Here is a 15,919-nt window from a genome sequence, read left to right as displayed (position 1 = left end):
GCCGCTCCGATCACGGTATGCCGGCCCAGGACCCGCCGGTGCGGGTCAGGGCCGGGTCGAGGGTGCCGAGCACGGTCCGCACCACGGCCCGGCGCTGCGAAACGAGGTAGAAGTGGTCACCGGGGAAGGTGTGCACGTCCAGCGGCCCGGTGGTGACCCGGCTCCAGCCCGCTGCCTGGGCGGCGCTCAGCTCCGGGTCGTCTCCGCCCCGCAGGACGGACACGGGACAGCTCAGCGGCGGGGCCGGCGCGGGCCGGTAGGTCTCGATGAGCCGGTAGTCGCCGCGCACGTACCGCAGCACCGCCCGCCGCAGCTCAGGATCGGCGAGCACCTCCGCGGGAGTGCCGCCCAACCGGGTGAGTTCGTCGCAGAGCCCGTCGTCGTCGCGCAGGTGCACCTCGCCGCCGGTCACCTCGCCGGGTGCCGGACGACCGGAGACGATCAACGTGTCCGGCTCCGCCACGCCGAGGCGGCGCAGCCGCTGGACGGTCTCGTAGGCGATCGCGGAACCCATGCTGTGCCCGAACACCAGGTACGGCCGGTCGAGGACCCGCCGCAGGGCACCGGCGACCTGGCCGGCGAGTTCGTCCATCTCGGCCACCGGCGGCTCGGCGAACCGGTCCTCCCGCCCCGGGTACTGCACGGCGACGAGTTCGACCGACGACGGCAACAGGGTGTCCCAGGGGCGGTAGCTGCCAGCTCCCCCGCCGGCGTGCGGGAAACAGACCAGCCGTACCGCCGCCGCCGGCCGCACCTGGTACCGGCGCAGCCACGGGCCCAGCGACCCGGCGCCGGTCACCACGCCACCGGCAGGTATTCGACGCCGAACGTGGCGGCGTCGTGCTTGAGGTCCAGCTCGCCGAGCGGCACGGCCGGGCGCAGGCCGGGCAGGCGCCGGATCAGGGTCCCGATGGCGATCTCCATCTCCAGCCGGGCGAGGTTCTGGCCGATGCACTGGTGCAGCCCGAACCCGAACGCGACATGATGGTTGGCGGTCCGGGTGAAGTCGAGGCGGTGCGGGTCCGGAAACACGGCGGGATCGTGGTTGGCTGCGGCGAGCAACGCGATGATGCCGTCCCCGGCCGGGATCCGGGTCGGTCCGACCTCGATGTCCTCGGTGGCCACCCGCAGCGGGATGGAGTCGGCGACGGAGAGCACCCGCAACAACTCCTCGACGGCGGCGGGCATCGGGGCCGGCTCGGCCCGGAGGTCGGCCAGCCGGTCGGGGTTCTCCAGCAACATCAGCGTGCCGAGGGCGATCATGCTGGTGGTGGTCTCACGCCCGGCGACGATGGTGATGCCGATCGTGGAGAGCAGTTCCTGCCGGGTGACCGCACCCTGACGCAGGTGGTTGACCACGAGCTTGGACAGCAGGTCCTCACCGGGCTCCTCCTCACGGGCGGTGATCAGCCCGTCCAGCACCCGGAACATGCTGCCCAGCGCGGCGGTCACCTCCTCGGCGGTGCTGCCGCGGCCACCGGAGATCCGGGTGACGTCACGGAACAGGGCGAGGTCGTCGGTCGGCGCGCCGAACAGGCCCAGCACGGTCGTGGTCGAGATCGCGTTCGCGTAACTGGCCACCAGGTCGGCCGGCGGCCCGGCGGCGATCATCTCATCGATCAGCCGGTCCGCGGTCGCCTGGATCGCCGGGCGCATGTCCCGGATCCGCTTCACCGTGAACTCGGCCTGCAACATCCGCCGGTGTCGGGTGTGCTCGGGCGGGTCCGTACGGATGAACGGCCGCGACTTCGCGCCCGCCTCCTGTTCGCCGACGCCCAGCGCGGGGAAGCTCGGCCGGCGGATGTCGGAGCTGACCCGCGGGTCGGCCAGCAGCCGACGCACGTCGGCGTACCGGGTGAGGAGCCACGGACGTTTGCCGGTGGGGATGGTCACCTGCGACACCGGCTCCTTGTCGCGCAGCTCGGCGTAGCGCGCGGGCGGGGCGAACGGGCACTCCCGCGGGATCGGAAAGGCGGGCGGATCGTCAGTCATGATCGGGTCTCCTCTCGGCCGGATGCGAGCACACCGATCGGCGGCCCTCCCGTCGCGTGCGGAACGTCGTGCAGCACCAACCCGGACTCGGCGGCCACCTGGGCCAGCGTGATGGTGTGCCAGTGATATGCGTCGGTCACCTCGCGGACGGTCCGCTCGCCGCGCAGCACCCGCCAGGTGGTGTGCAGGCGCATCCGGTCGGGACCGTCGGGCTCCCCGGACAGCCACCACTCGTAGCGCTGCGTGCCCAACTCCGCCCCGGCCAGCCGGGTGGGGGCGAGGATCAGCGGACGGTCCATGCTCATCAGCTCGACGATGATCACCCCACCCGGGGCCAGCCGGTCGGCCAGCCGCCGCCACAACCGTTGCCGGTCGCCGGCGTCGAGGTGGCCGGCGACGCCGCAGACGACGGCGCCGCTGATGGTGTCGGGCAGGTCCAGATCCGGAGCGGCCTGCGCCGAGACGGTCACCCGCCGGCGCAGGTCCGGGTCGCGGTAGATGCGGCTGGTGAGCACCGCCCGCATGCCGACCGCCGGTTCGCAGGCCAGCAACTCCAGCGCCGGGTAGGCACGGGCCACCGCGGCGGTGATCAGCCCGCTGCCGGCGCCGATCTCCACCACCGGCCCGGCCCCGGGATCGACACCGGCCAGCGCGGATACCACGGCCGGGGCGCTGCCGGCGGTGACGTGCGGCGCGGCGGCCAGATCGAAGAACTCGGCCGTCGGCGAGTAGGGCTCGGGCCCGTCGTCACGCGACCCGGACGGTGCCGAGGCCGGCTCCGCGGATCGGGGCCGATCCGGGGCCGGGCCCTGCTGCCCGGTCGGGTCGACGGGCGGAGCGGGGCTCCACGGACGGGTCGGGCCCACCGTTGCCGGTTGCGGCGGGTCAGCCAGGTCCGCGACCGTGACGAGAGCCGGGCGTGCAGGTCTGACGATCTCCGGCGGCCCGAGACGCGCGGCGAGCTCCGCCCAGACCCGGCAGGCGGTGATGTCGTACTGCGCCGCCCGCAGCGGATCGCCGCCGGCCCGGACGGACTCGGCGAAACCGGCGACGGCCCGGCGCACCGCCTCCGGCCACAGCCGATCGAAGATCTCCTGCCCGCTGCCCGGTCCGGTGCCCGGCAGCACGGCGGTGCTGGACTCGTCGAGGCCGGGGCCGGCGAACACCAGCCGGCGCTCGTCGTCCCGGCCGGCGTGCAGGCGCGGACTCCAGAGCACCGGTCCGTGGGTGTCGGCGAGCGTGAGCACACCGGCACCGGTGCCGATCGCGATCCGGTGCCACAGCAGCGCGTGGTTGTCGCGGTCGGCCGGATCGAGCTGGTGGTGCACCCGTACGGTCAGCGGCACCCCGCCGAGCCGACCGGTCAGCGAGCGCAGCGGCCCGTCTCCGCCCGGCTCGTCCACCCGCCATGGACGCAGCCCACCGAGGGCGCGGCCGAGGATGTCCACGAACGGGTACAGGACATGGACCGGGGTGGCCGCGTCGACGAACAGCGGCCGCTCCCGTTCGCGTAGCCGGGCGGCGGCCGCAAGGAACCGGCGCACCGGCTCGACGTGGTGGTAGTGGGCGTTCACCCGGTACTGCACACCCTGCCGGCGGGCCAGTTGCAGGCCGGCGACCATCTCGTCGTGGTGCACCGGATGCTCCTGGAGCACATGCACGCCGCGGGACATCAACGCGCGGGCCAGGTCGGTGCCGGGGCCGCCGGAGACCGTGGAGCCGACCACGACGCACGCCAGGTCGATGTCGTCACCCACCGTGTCGAGGCTCCCGTGATGGGCGACGCCGTAGCGGCGGGCCAGCTCCCGCGACGCCGTCCCCCCACGGCTGAGCACCCCGGCCAGCTCCAGGCCGGGCGCCAGGTCGGCGATCGCACGCAGATAGAACCGCCCGAAGTTGGTGCCGCACACCAGCACCCGCAGCGGGGGCGTCCGGGATTCTTCGGTACGCGGCCGCGGCGCCGGCGTGCTCACAGGCTCCCCTCTTCCTCGTCGTCGCCGTCGGCGGTGACGACGCGCACGGATGCCTCGCCGGCGGCGCGGACCGCGTCCACGACGGCGGCGGGGTCGAGCACCCCGGCGGCGTAGTGCACGCCGGGTGGGACGGCGCCGCGGTGCACGGCGACGGTCGCCAGGGCACCCACCAGGCCGGTCAGCCGGTAGCTGCTGGGCGTGCGCAGGACGAGGCTCACCTCGGAGGCCTGGCCGGCGCGCGGCCCGCGCAGGGTGAACACCATCTGGTAGTACGGCCGCCGGCCGGCCAGGTCGACGGTGGCGGCACGGATCATCCGGTCGGCGAGCTGCTGCCGGTCGGTGCCTTCCCGGGCCGCGGCCGGCAGCGCCGTGAGCAGCGCGCGTACGGCCGGCCCGGGGTACACGTTGAACCAGTCCAGCGTGGTCAGCCCGAGGGTGGCCGCCAGACGGCGGGTCTCGGCGCTGAGGAAGGGCTGCACCGCGACCGGGCCGGGGAACATCGGCACGACGACGTCCTCGGCCGGACGCAGCACCCGCGCGCGCGGGCCACCGGCCCGCCAGGCCGCGTTCGCCTCCCCGTACGCCTCTCCACCGGCGCCGCCGGTCTGCAGCGACAACAGCATGTCGACCGCGACGACCGGGGAGCAGTGCTCCACTCCGCCGACCCAGGCCGAAAGCGCCTCGACCCGGTCGAACTCCGTCCCCGCCAGCCACCGCGGCAGCAGGCTGGACAGGCCGGGAAGGGTGCCGGCCGACAGCAGCACGGTGCGGTCACCGAGGTCGCGACCGTGCAGCGCCTCCCGGACCGGGTCGTCGCCGGCCACGTCGACACAGTGCGCCCCGGCGGCGAGCGCGGCCCGGGCCACGGTCTCCTTGAGTTCGTACGTCGGGCCGGCACAGTTGAGCACGATCGTGCAGCCGGCCGTGAAGGCCGCCAGGGCGATGGGATCACGGACGTCCACCGGCACGGTCTCGGCGGGGACGTCGGTGGCCAGCTTCTCCAGGGGCGCGAGGCGGCGGGCGCCGATCCGCAGGGGGCCGGCACCCAACCGGTGCAGGTGGAACAGTGCCGCCGAACCCACCGATCCGGTGGCGCCGAGCACCCCGATCACCGGGTCACCGCCCCGCCGGTGATCTCGGTGAGCAGTTTGACCAAACCGGGGGCGTGGGCGACGTCGACGCAGCTGAAGTGGTCGCCGGGGACGTCGACGACGCGCAGGTCACCGAGGCACAGGTCGGACCAGTGCTGGGTGACGGCGTCGCGGCTGCCGGGGAACGGATACGCGCCGCTGTGCCGCAGGAAGGTGATGTCCCCCGCGTAGGGCTCCGGGTCGTACCGGGTGATCGCGAAGACGCTCTGCCGGAACGTGCGGAACAGGCGCATCATGTGGTCCGGTTCGTACATGCCGGCGGAGGCGGGAACGGCCTCGCACATCCGGGCCACCCGCTGCTCCCGGGGCACCTCGGCGAGCCTCCGGAACGCCTCCGCGACGCCGGCGTGCTCGCCGGTCAGCGCGGCGAAGCCGCCGTCGCGCATCACCCCGGGACTGGCGGCCAGCACCGCGTCCCCGGCGCGGGCCACCGCCATCTCGTCGGCGGGGAAGCCGAGATCCGCCGGGGCGATGCCCATCATGACGCTGAACGAGTACTCCGACAGGATCTCGTCGTCCAGCCGGAAGCGAGGGCTGTGGCTGCTGATCGCGGTCAGCGTCGCCACGTTCGCGCCCGCCTCGGCGAGACCGCGGGCGACCTCGGTGGCGATAAGTCCGCCGAGGCAGTAGCCGACCAGGTGGAACTCCCCGGCGCCGAGGTCGAGCAGAGCGCGTACGTAGTCGGCGGCGATGGTCTCGATCAGGCCCTCGGGGTCCGCGTCGAGGTAGTGCGGCAGGTGCGGCACCTCCAGCCCGACGACCGTCCCGGTGCCGGCGGAACGGCGTCGGATCTCGGTGATCAACGCCCGGTACGGCATGATCGTGCCGGTGCCGGCGTGCACCAGAACGGTCACCGGGTCGCCGCCGGAGCCGTGCAGACGGACCACGGGTGAGGTGCGCACCGGCGCGTCGTCCTCCGGCCCGGCGCCAGTCGCGGTGGCGCCGCGCAGGTAGGCCGCCAGCGCCGCGACGGTGGGCCGGCGCAGCATGTGCCGCAGCACCACCTCCCACTCCAGGGCGACCACGTCGGGCACCCGCTCGCGGAGCAGGCCCACCAGGCGGGCCACCAGCAGGGAGTCGCCGCCGAGGTCGAAGAAGTCGTCGTGGCGGCCGACGTACTGCCGGTCGAGCAGCTCGGCCCAGAGCGCGGCGATCTGCCGCTCCAGCGCGTCGGCGGGCTCGCTGGCGACCGCGGCGGCCTGCTCCCCGACCCCGGCCGACGGCAGCAGGGAGCGCAGCCGCTTGCGGTCGACCTTCCCGTTGCCGGTCACCGGCAGCGCGTCGACGAGCTGCCACACGCTCGGCACCATGTACTCGGGCACCCGGGTGCCGGCGTGGCGGGCCAACGTGGCCGGGGTCAGGACGGCCCGGTCGGTCTTGACCCGGGCGAGGAACAGTTGCTGCCCGGTCGGGTGCAGCGGCTCGCCGGGCTCGGGCAGGACACCCACCAGCGCGGTGCCGAACAGGTCCCGCCACTGCGCCTCGGTGAGGAACGACTGGCCACCGTCGGCGCGGGCGTCGACGAACGGGCCGGCGGTGGCCTCCAGGAACTCCATCGACACCAGCAGCGCCGGATCGTCGTCCCGGGTCTGCTCCATGACCAGCAGCCATCCGCCCGGCGCCAGCAGGCCGCGCAGGCGGTCCAGCGCGACGGCGGCGTCCGGCGCGGTGTGCAGGTGGTTGGGGCAGATCACCACGTCTGCGCTGTTCGGCGCCAGCCCTTGGGCGGTCAGGTCCTCGCGCAGGTCCAGCCGCGCGTACCGGATCCACGGATGGTGGGCGAACTGCTCGCGGGCCTCGGCGAGGAAGAACGCCGACGGATCGGTGAACAGGTAGTCCGGGGTGAACTCGGCAAGTGCCGGGGCGAGCGCGGCGGTGGTGCCGGCGACGCCGCCGCCGACCTCCACGACCCGCAACGGCGCGTCACCGCCGTGCCGCTCGGCCAGGGCACGCAGGGCCGCCGCCGCGGCCTCGTTGAGGTGGGCGACGGCCAGGTTGTCCCGGTAGGCGGCGGCCATCGCGTCGGCGCGGGCGCCGGGAAACAACAGCGCCCGTACGTCGACCGTGCCGGCGATCAGCTCGGGCAGCCGTTCGGCGCAGGTCCGGACCGCCTCGATCAGGTCGGTGCTGTACGCCACCCGCGCCTCCGCCTCGGCGAGCCGTCGCCACGCCTCCTCGATCCGGTCGGCGGGCAGCGACAGCGGGCCGGTGTACCCGCCGGCGCCCGGATCGGCGGTGAGGTGCCCGGCGCGGGCCAGCGCGACCAGCCATCGGCGCACGACGGGCCGGGTGGTCGCGGTCGCGGACAGGGCTTCGGCCACCTCCTGCGCGCGGTGCGCGCGGTCGTCGGTGAACAGCCCGGCGTCGCGCAGCGTGCGGGTCATCACCGCGTACCCGACGTCGGCCAGGGCCTGCTGGAACGTCGCCAGCGCGGGCCGGTCGACCCCGGCCTGCGCGGCCCGGGAGACCGCCGCCGCGGCGGCGCCGACCGCCCCGGCCTCGGCGGCGGCGATCGGGTCGGTCTCGACGACGGCCGGCTCGACGAAGGCGGCGAGGCGCTTTCCGGCCGGGTGGTCCGCGTCGACCAGCACGGCGGCGTGCGCCACCCCGGAATGCGTCTGGACGGCGCTCTCCACCTCGGCCAACTCGATCCGGTATCCGCGGATCTTCACCTGGTCGTCCTCGCGGCCGAGGAACTCGATCGTCCCGTCCGGCCGGTACCGACCGAGGTCGCCGGTGCGGTACAGGCGCTCACCGGTCACCGGGTGGGTGGGGAAGCGGGCGGCGGAGCGCTCCGGGTCACGGTGGTAGCCGAGTGCGACTCCGGCGCCGCCGATGTACAGCTCACCGGCGGTCCAGTCGGGACGGTCGCGCATCCGGTCGTCGAGCACGTGGAAACTCTGGTTGGTCAGCGGGGTGCCGTAGGGGATGCTGGGCCGGGGCGGGTCGACCCGGTCGATTGGATGCCAGATCGACCAGATGGCTCCTTCGGTGGCGCCACCGAGGCTGACCACGCGCAGCGCCGGCAGCAGGGCGCGGATCGCGTCGGGCAGGGTGACCGGGATCCAGTCGCCGGAGAGCATCGCCAGGCGGAGCGTGCCCGGCCGCACACCCGGCACGGCGCGCAGGTAGTCGTGCAGCATCTGCAACTGGCCGGGCACCGAGTTCCACACGGTCACGCCGTGCCGGTCCACCAGGTCGGCCCAGTGCGACGGGTCGCCGCGGCGGTCGGCGTCCGGCAGCACCAGCCGGCCGCCGACGGCGAGCAGGCCGAAGATGTCGTAGACCGAGAGGTCGAAGCCGAGGCCGGCGAGGCCGAGGACGGCGTCGTCGGGACCGACGGCGAAGCGGCGGTTGACGTCGTCGACGGTGTTGCGGGCGGCCCGGTGACTGATCATGACGCCCTTGGGGGATCCGGTGGACCCGGACGTGTAGATGATGTAGGCGAGGTCGTCCGGAGCTGCCCCCGACGCCGGAACCTCAGGCGCGTCGGCCGGCCCGAGGCCGTCCACGGTGAGGTGGGTGACGCCCACCAGCCGCCGGACGCCGCCGGCGAGCCAGGACTGGGTGAGCACCGTCCGGACGCCCGCGTCGGTGAGGATGGCGTCGCGGCGGGCGGCCGGTTGCGCGGTGTCGACCGGCAGGTACGCGCCACCGGCGCACAGCACGCCGAGGACCGCCACCACCTGCTCCCAGCCCTTGTCCATGAACACGGCCACCGGCTCGGCCGGGCGCAGGCCACCGGCGCGGAGGTGGTCGGCGACCGCGGCGGCGCGGCGGAGCAGCTCGCCGTAGGTCAGCCGGACGTCTCCGGCGACCACCGCGATCCGGTCGGGCGTGCGTCGGGCCTGGGCGACGACCTCGTCGTGCAGCAGGCCGTCCGGCAGAGGGCCGGCGGTGTCATTGGCCCGGCGGCGGCGCTCGAGCTGGGCGGCCGGCAGCTGGACCGGCCCGGGGACGTCCCAGTCACGGTCGCCGGCGGCGAGGCGGCCGACCAGGTCGGTCCAGGCCGCGAACGCATCGTCGGCCAGGCCGTCCGGGAGCACGTCCTCGCGGACGTCCCAGGAAAGGGCGAGCCCTCCGCCGCGGGGCATCACCTGACAGTCGATCCAGACCTGCGGGGTCTGACTGATGGCGTACCCGACCGTGCCGCGGCCGGGGCCGTCCGGGTCGTCGACCGGGGCGTCGAGGGTGCTGGTGAACACGACCGGCAGCAACGGTCGGGTGCCGGTGCGCCGGGCCAGTTCGCCGAGCACCTCGCCGCCGGTGAACAGCCCGTGCGACAGGTCCTCGAGCAGGCGGGCGCTGAGCCCCGCGGCGCGCGCCTGGAACGGCTCGGGCTCGGCGAGGTCGACGGCGAGCGGTTCGACCACGGTGAAGTCGCCGACCAGCCGGTCCACGTCGGGGTGCAGGGGCAGTCGCTGGAAGGTGGGGACGGTGAGGGTGAACCGCGGCGACCGGCTCCATCGGCCGATCACCTCGGCGTACGCGGTGAGCAGCGCGGCGGAGGCGGTGACCTGGCGCCGGGCCGCCCGGTCGCGCAGCCCGGCCCACGTCGGGGCGTCGAGGACGTGTTCCAGGCGGCGGAAGCGGACCGGGCCGGTGACCTCGCCGGTGCCGGTCACCGGTAGGTCGGGCGCCGGCGGCAGGTCGTCGAGGCGGCCGAGCCAGTAGTCACGGTCGCGGGCGTACCGGGCCGTCTCGGTGACCCGACGTCGTCCGATGACGTAGTCGCGGAAGCCGATCTCCGGCGTGGCCGGCTCGCTCGTGGGGTCGGCGTAGCAGCGGTCGAACTCGCTCATCAACAGTTGCACGCTGGCGTAGTCGACGATGAGCAGGTCGAGGGAGAGATGCAGGACCGCACCCCGGTCCGCGCGGGTGAGGTGCAGCGCGAACAGCGGCCACCGGTCGGTCCGCGCGACCCGGTGCGACATCCGGTCACGGACGGCCCGCAGGTGTCCGTCGAGCGCGGCGTCCTGCCCGCGTAGGTCGGTGACCGGGATCGGGTGTTCCGGCGGGTCGGCCAGGACCACCTGGTAACCGTCGGGGTGCACGACGGCGCGCAGCATGTCGTGCCGGGCGACCATCCGGTCCCAGGTGGACTGCACCCGTCGCGGGTCGAGGTCGGGGTACTCGTACTCGACGTAGGCGTGGCAGGCGACGCCGCCGTACTCGTAGTGCGGCCCCCGGCCGACGAGGTAGGCGGCCTGGAGGTCGGTCAACGGGAACGGTTCGTGCCGCCCCGCCGGGTCCGGGCTCAGCCGGACGTCCTCGGCCTGACGTAGCCGCTCGACGATCGCGGCCCGGTGGGCTCGCACGGCCGCCCGGCGGTCCTCCGTCAATACGCCCTTGGGGGCGCGGAAGCGCAACTCGTCGCGCTCCAGCCAGAGGGTCACGCCGGCGGCGTCGAGGTCGGTGATCAGGTCGTGGACATCCATCAGGCCCCGCTTCTACCCGGTCGAGCACTGTTGAAAACGAATTTCAGATGCGGTAAAGATATCAAAGCACTTCGCTCGGGAACAGACCAGAAGGGATCACAGATGACCCAGCTCCACCGTCCGGAGTGGACCGGATGGTCCGAGACCGACGCCGAGCGGTACCGATCGGCCGGGTACTGGACCGGCGCACCCTTCGGCGACCTGCTGCACGAGTGGGCCACCAGGCACGCCGGGCGCACCGCACTTGTCGACGGCGAACGGCGCTGGACCTACCGACAGCTCGACGACGCCGTCGACCGGGTGTCCGCCGGGCTGCGCCGGCTCGGGCTGCGCCGCGGCGACCGCGTCGTCGTGCAGCTGCCCAACCGGGCCGAGTTCGTCGAGGTGTGGTTCGCCCTGCAGCGTCTGGGAGCGGTGCCGGTGCACGCCATGCCCGGTCACCGATACGCCGAGATCGCCCACCTGGCGGCGCTCTCCGGGGCGGCCGGCTACGTGATCGCCGACCGCCACCTCGGGTTCGACTACCGGGCGCTCGCCGCGCGGATCCGGGCCGAGCGGCGTGACCTCGACGAGCCACTCGAACACGTGGTCGTGGTGGGCGACCCCGGAGACAGTGGCTTCACCGCCTACCGGGACCTGACGGGAGCGGTGCCCGCAGTCGGCAGCGACGACGGCCCGGCGGCCGGCGACCTCGCGCTGCTGCTGCTCTCCGGCGGGACCACCGGCCTGCCGAAACTGATCCCCCGCACGCACGACGACTACGCCTACAACGCCCGCGCCGGAGCGCAGGTGTGCGGGCTGACGCCGGAAGACGTCTATCTCGCGATCCTGCCGATCGCCTTCAACTTCACCTTTGCCTGCCCGGGGGTGCTCGGCACGCTGATGTCGGGCGGGACCGTGGTGATCGCTCCGAATCCCAGCCCGGCCACCGCGTTCCGGCTCATCGCCCGCGAACGGGTCACCTTCACCTCGATCAACCCACCGCTGGTGCCCCACTGGTTCGCCGAGCACGCCGACAGCGGAGCCGACCTGTCCAGCCTGCGCTTCGTCCAGGTCGGCAGCGCCCGACTGGCCGACGACCTGGCCCGCCGGTTCACCCCCACCCTTCAAGTGGCGGTGCAGCAGGTCTACGGCATGGCGGAAGGGCTGATCAACTACACCCGCCTCGACGACCCGGCCGACCTGATCTGCACCACCCAGGGCCGCCCATGCTCGCCCGCGGACGAGGTGCGCGTGGTCGACCCGATCGACGGCAGCCCCGTCGACGAGGGCGACGTCGGCGAGTTGCTCACCCGCGGGCCGTACACGCTGCGTGGCTACTACCGGGCCGACGCCGCCGCCGAGGCGTCGTTCACCCCGGACGGCTTCTACCGCACCGGCGACCTGGTCCGCCGGCTGCCGTCCGGACACCTCAACGTCGTGGGACGGGTCAAGGACCAGATCAACCGCGGTGGCGAGAAGATCGCCGCGACTGAGGTGGAGGGTCATCTGCTCGCCCATCCGCTGGTCCGGCAGGCGGCCCTGGTCGGCGTGCCCGACGCCCAGTGGGGCGAGGCGCCGGTCGCGGTGCTGGTCTGCCCGGACGACCGGCCGTCCCTGGCCGACCTGACCGGCTTCCTGCGGGGGCGCGGGCTCGCCGCGTACAAGCTTCCGGACCGGATCCGCTTCGAGACGGCGATGCCGCTCACCGCGGTTGGCAAGATCGACAAGAAGGCGCTCGCGACCCGGATCACCAGCGGTCCGGATGCATGAAGGCGACCGGCACCCGGGGCGCACGTCGTCTGACCAAGTCCGCGACCACCTCTCCGATCGCGGTCGCGTGCTTGAAGCCGTGGCCGCTGTCGCCGCCCGCCACCACCAGCCGAGGGTCGTGGCCCGGCCGGCCCAGCAGGAACTGCCGGTCCGGAGTCAGCGGATACATGCAGACCGCCGCCCGCGACGGCTCCGGTGCCAGCCCCGGCAGCGCCACGGCGAGCCGGTCGGCCAGCTCCCGCCAGTCGGCCGGAGTCACCCGCCGGTCGTCACCGTCGGGGTCCATCGTGCGCATCGCGGTTCCCACATCCTCCAGACCGAGCTTCAGCTCGCCGTCGGTGTGCGCGCCGTGTCCCCACAGGCAGGCGCCGTCGTCCAGCTCACGGATGAACACCGGCACAGCGGCCAGGTCGTACCCGGAGGCGCTCGGATCGGCGGGTCGGAACCAGGTGATCGGCACCCGCAGCACCCGTACCGTCAGCCCCGGCACCAGCCCGGGCAGCCAGGCTCCGGCCGCGACAACCACCTGGCGCACGGCGATCCGGTCCGTCGTGGTGTGCACGAACGCGCCGCCGTCGACCAGCTCGATCGCCGACACCCGCGTGCCGGTCCGTACCTGGGCGCCCAGTTCGCCGGCCACCCGGACGGCGGCCCGGATCGCCGCCTCCGGCGGGATCAGCCCGGCGGCCGGCTCCCACACCGCCACGTGGTGCGCGGCCAGGCCGGCGTGTCGGGGCAGCCGGGCCCCGAGCGTGGCCGCGTCCCACACCTCGACCGCGATGTCGTGCTGCCGGGCCGCGGCGAGCGTGCCCGCCACCACGTGCCCGTCCCGCGGGCCGATCAGCACCCCGCCGGTCGGCGCGAACAGCGTCTCACCGGCGCGCGCCGACAACTCCTGCCAGAGCTGCCCGGAGCGCCGGGCCAGCGGCACCAGGCCCGGGTGCTCGAGGCAGGCCGTCCGGAACATGCGCGTGCCGCCGTGCGAGGAGCCGTACCCGTGGCCCGGCTCGTACCGGTCGAGCCCGATCACGCTGACGCCCGCCTCCGCCAGTTGCCAGAGTGACGCCGCACCGAACGCGCCCAGCCCGACGACCGCGACCTCAGCGTCCGGTGAGCGCATCGGCCGGTCCCGTGACGACGTGCGGCGCGACCTCCTCGGCGAACAGGCGCAGCGTGCGCTCCGCCTCCACCTCCGTCGTGCCACCCGGATTGACCTGCAGGCACACCGTCACATCGCGGCCGAACCAGTCGGCGACGACGGCGAGCTGCTCGCGTACCTGCGCGGGGTTGCCGGCGAGGACCTTGTGCCCGGCCAGCGAGGCGTCGAAGTCGTACCGGCGCACCTTGTCGACCAGTTGCTCGTAGCCGGGGTAGTCGGCGCTGCTCGTGGTGGCCCAGGACGCGATCGCAGCGGTCATCTTCTCGATGTAGTTCTGTTCCCAGCGCCGCCCCGCCGCCAGCGCCTCGGCGGCGTCCTCGGCCAGGTAGCAGGTGTACTTCAACTGGATGCGGCCCGGGCCGTGACCGGCCGCGGCGCGCTCGTGCCGATACGCGGCGAGCATCTCCTGGAGCCCTTCCCGCGAGGTCACCGTCGGCACGACCTGGAGGTGGTAGCCGGCCCGGCCCGCCGCCGCGCAGGACTCGGCGCTGGTCGTGGAGGCCACGAAGATCGGCGGGTGCGGACGCTGGTACGGCCGCGGCAGCATCGTCAGCGGCCCGAACCGGGCAAACGTCCCCGACCAGACGACCTCCTCCTCCGTCCACAGCCGCCGGCAGGCCTCGACGCCCTCGGCGAACCGCGCCCGGCTCTCGCTCATCGGCACCCCGAAGGCGGCGAACTCCTCCGGCAGGAAGGCGCGGCCGAACCCGACGTCGAGCCGGCCGTGCGACAGGTTGTCGAGCATCGCCAGCTTGCCGGCGAGCTGAACCGGGTGGGTGAAGGCCGGGACCACCGCCCCGGTCGTCACCCGGATCCGCCGCGTGCGTGCCGCCACCGCGGTCAGGAAGGTCACCGGGTCGGGGCTGTAGCCGCCGTACGCGGTGAAGTAGTGCTCGACCACCTGGACGTGCTCGTAGCCCAACTCCTCCGCGCGCACGGCCAGCCGGAGGCTCTCGTCGTACCACTGGCTCGCGCTTTTCTCAGCCGGGTCCAGCACCGGGAAGAAGCCAACACCGAATTGCATGGAAATCCTCTCTCACAGACCTGACCAGTGAAATGCCATACGCCCGACAAGTCAATGAGGAGACCGCCGGAATATCGGCTAGAACACACTCGCAGCGCATTGGACAATGCGCTTGTCAAGGCTGGAAAGAAAACGCCCAGGGGGGCTATTCACATTATCGAATACGCGGGCCGTCCTGTATCTTCGCCGCTTGGAGGAGGCTGACATCCATGATGGAACGTGACTACCGGGTCCCATTCCCGGCGCGCGGCAGCGTCGTAGGCCCCGCCGAGCTGACCGCCGTCGCCGAGCTGGTCGACTCGGACGGCGCGCTGTCCGGCGGGCGGTGGCGCGCCGAGTTCGAACAGCGGTTCGCCCAACACGTCGGATGCCGGCACGCCCTGTCGGTGACCAGCGGCACCGTGGCCCTCGAACTCGCCGTTCACCTGGCCGGACTGCGACCCGGGGACGAGGTGGTCACCACCCCGCAGACGTTCGCCGCCACGGTGCAACCGCTGCTGGCCCGCGACGTGCGGGTCCGGTTCTGCGACGTCGAACCGGACACGCTCAACATCGACCCGGCTGCCGTCGAAGCCGCCGTCACCGATCGCACCGCCGCGGTGATCGTGGTGCACTACGGCGGCCTGCCGGTCGCGATGGAGCGCATTCTCGCGGCCGCGCACGCGCACGGCGCGATCGTCATCGAGGACTGCGCGCACGCGCTGGGGGCGGAATACCACGGCCGACGCCCCGGGGCACTTGCCGATATCGGCTGCTTCAGTTTCCACAGCTCCAAGAACCTCACCACGCTGGGCGAGGGAGGAATGCTGACGTTCGACCGCGACGAATGGTACGAAAGGTTGGACCGCATCCGTTCGAACAAGGCCGACGCCGTCGTCGGCCCGTTTGTCTCGCGGGTGCCGCCGACGCCGTTGTTGCCGTGGATGCGCTACTCCGAGGAGATCTACACACACGAGTACGCCGACGTTCGGCACCCGGGAACGAACGCCACCATGTCCGAGGTCGCCGCCGCCGCCGGCACGGTGCAACTGGCCCGCCTGCCGGAGTTCTCGGCCCGCCGCCGGCACATCGCGGCACGGCTCGACGACTGTCTCGCTCGCCACGACGGGATCCGGCTGCACCGGCCTCCAGCCGGGGTGGCGCACGCCTACCACCTCTACACGATGTTCGTCGAGGCGGGCGCCGCCGCCCGAGAACACCTGGTGAAGACGCTCGACCAGCGGGCCGTCGAGATCCAGCTGCGCTACTTCCCGCAGCACCTGACCCCGGAATGGCGTCAGCGCGGTCACCGCTCCGGCGAGTGCCCCCGCGCCGAGCAGCTCTGGTTCGAGCAACAGGTCAACCTGCCGTGCCACCCCGGACTGACCGACTCCCAGGTCGACTACCTCACCGGCGCCCTCGACGAGGCGCTGTCCGATCTCTCCTGAATG

At 73.4% G+C, this 15,919-nt stretch carries 9 protein-coding genes; 2 read left to right on the top strand and 7 right to left on the bottom strand.

Annotation, left to right across the window (positions count from 1 at the left end; all coding sequences use genetic code 11):
- Window positions 1–10: 10 nt before the first annotated feature.
- The 5 genes from O7618_RS05395 to O7618_RS05375 are packed head-to-tail and all read right to left on the bottom strand — an operon-like array spanning window position 11 to window position 10,554.
- Window positions 11–799, bottom strand: a complete 789-nt coding sequence (locus O7618_RS05395) for an alpha/beta fold hydrolase (protein ID WP_278104845.1) — start codon at window positions 797–799, stop codon at window positions 11–13.
- Window positions 796–1,992 carry a cytochrome P450 gene (locus O7618_RS05390; RefSeq protein ID WP_278104844.1) on the bottom strand — a complete coding sequence of 399 codons (1,197 nt, stop codon included), beginning with the start codon at window positions 1,990–1,992 and terminating at the stop codon, window positions 796–798. The genes O7618_RS05395 and O7618_RS05390 overlap by 4 nt, the downstream gene beginning before the upstream one ends.
- Window positions 1,989–3,965 carry a Gfo/Idh/MocA family oxidoreductase gene (locus tag O7618_RS05385; protein ID WP_278104843.1) on the bottom strand — a complete coding sequence of 659 codons (1,977 nt, stop codon included), beginning with the start codon at window positions 3,963–3,965 and terminating at the stop codon, window positions 1,989–1,991. Before O7618_RS05385 ends, O7618_RS05390 begins: the two co-directional genes overlap by 4 nt.
- A complete protein-coding gene (locus O7618_RS05380; RefSeq protein WP_278104842.1) occupies window positions 3,962–5,077 on the bottom strand; it encodes a saccharopine dehydrogenase NADP-binding domain-containing protein in 1,116 nt (371 codons plus the stop codon). The genes O7618_RS05385 and O7618_RS05380 overlap by 4 nt, the downstream gene beginning before the upstream one ends.
- A complete protein-coding gene (locus tag O7618_RS05375; protein WP_278104841.1) occupies window positions 5,074–10,554 on the bottom strand; it encodes a non-ribosomal peptide synthetase in 5,481 nt (1,826 codons plus the stop codon). The genes O7618_RS05380 and O7618_RS05375 overlap by 4 nt, the downstream gene beginning before the upstream one ends.
- A 102-nt stretch (window positions 10,555–10,656) precedes the next feature.
- Here O7618_RS05375 and O7618_RS05370 point away from each other — a divergent pair, with 102 nt between their 5' ends.
- A complete protein-coding gene (locus O7618_RS05370) occupies window positions 10,657–12,306 on the top strand; it encodes an AMP-binding protein (RefSeq protein ID WP_278104840.1) in 1,650 nt (549 codons plus the stop codon).
- Here O7618_RS05370 and solA read toward each other — a convergent pair.
- Together solA and O7618_RS05360 are read right to left on the bottom strand one after the other, a co-directional pair.
- On the bottom strand, window positions 12,284–13,426 hold the full coding sequence (gene solA, locus O7618_RS05365; protein ID WP_278104839.1) for an N-methyl-L-tryptophan oxidase: 1,143 nt from the start codon (window positions 13,424–13,426) through the stop codon (window positions 12,284–12,286). The two genes, O7618_RS05370 and solA, sit on opposite strands and share 23 nt — an antisense overlap.
- On the bottom strand, window positions 13,407–14,489 hold the full coding sequence (locus O7618_RS05360) for an LLM class flavin-dependent oxidoreductase (protein WP_278104838.1): 1,083 nt from the start codon (window positions 14,487–14,489) through the stop codon (window positions 13,407–13,409). The genes solA and O7618_RS05360 overlap by 20 nt, the downstream gene beginning before the upstream one ends.
- Window positions 14,490–14,698: 209 nt before the next feature.
- On the opposite strand from O7618_RS05360, the gene O7618_RS05355 reads away from it, so the two are divergent.
- Complete coding sequence (locus tag O7618_RS05355; RefSeq protein WP_278104837.1) at window positions 14,699–15,916, top strand: DegT/DnrJ/EryC1/StrS family aminotransferase; 1,218 nt, start codon at window positions 14,699–14,701, stop codon at window positions 15,914–15,916.
- Window positions 15,917–15,919: the final 3 nt, after the last annotated feature.

This window comes from Micromonospora sp. WMMD980 (assembly GCF_029626035.1).
Taxonomy (GTDB): domain Bacteria; phylum Actinomycetota; class Actinomycetes; order Mycobacteriales; family Micromonosporaceae; genus Micromonospora.
Note: the sequence above shows the minus strand (reverse complement) of the source record. Positions and strands in the feature narration are given on the sequence as shown.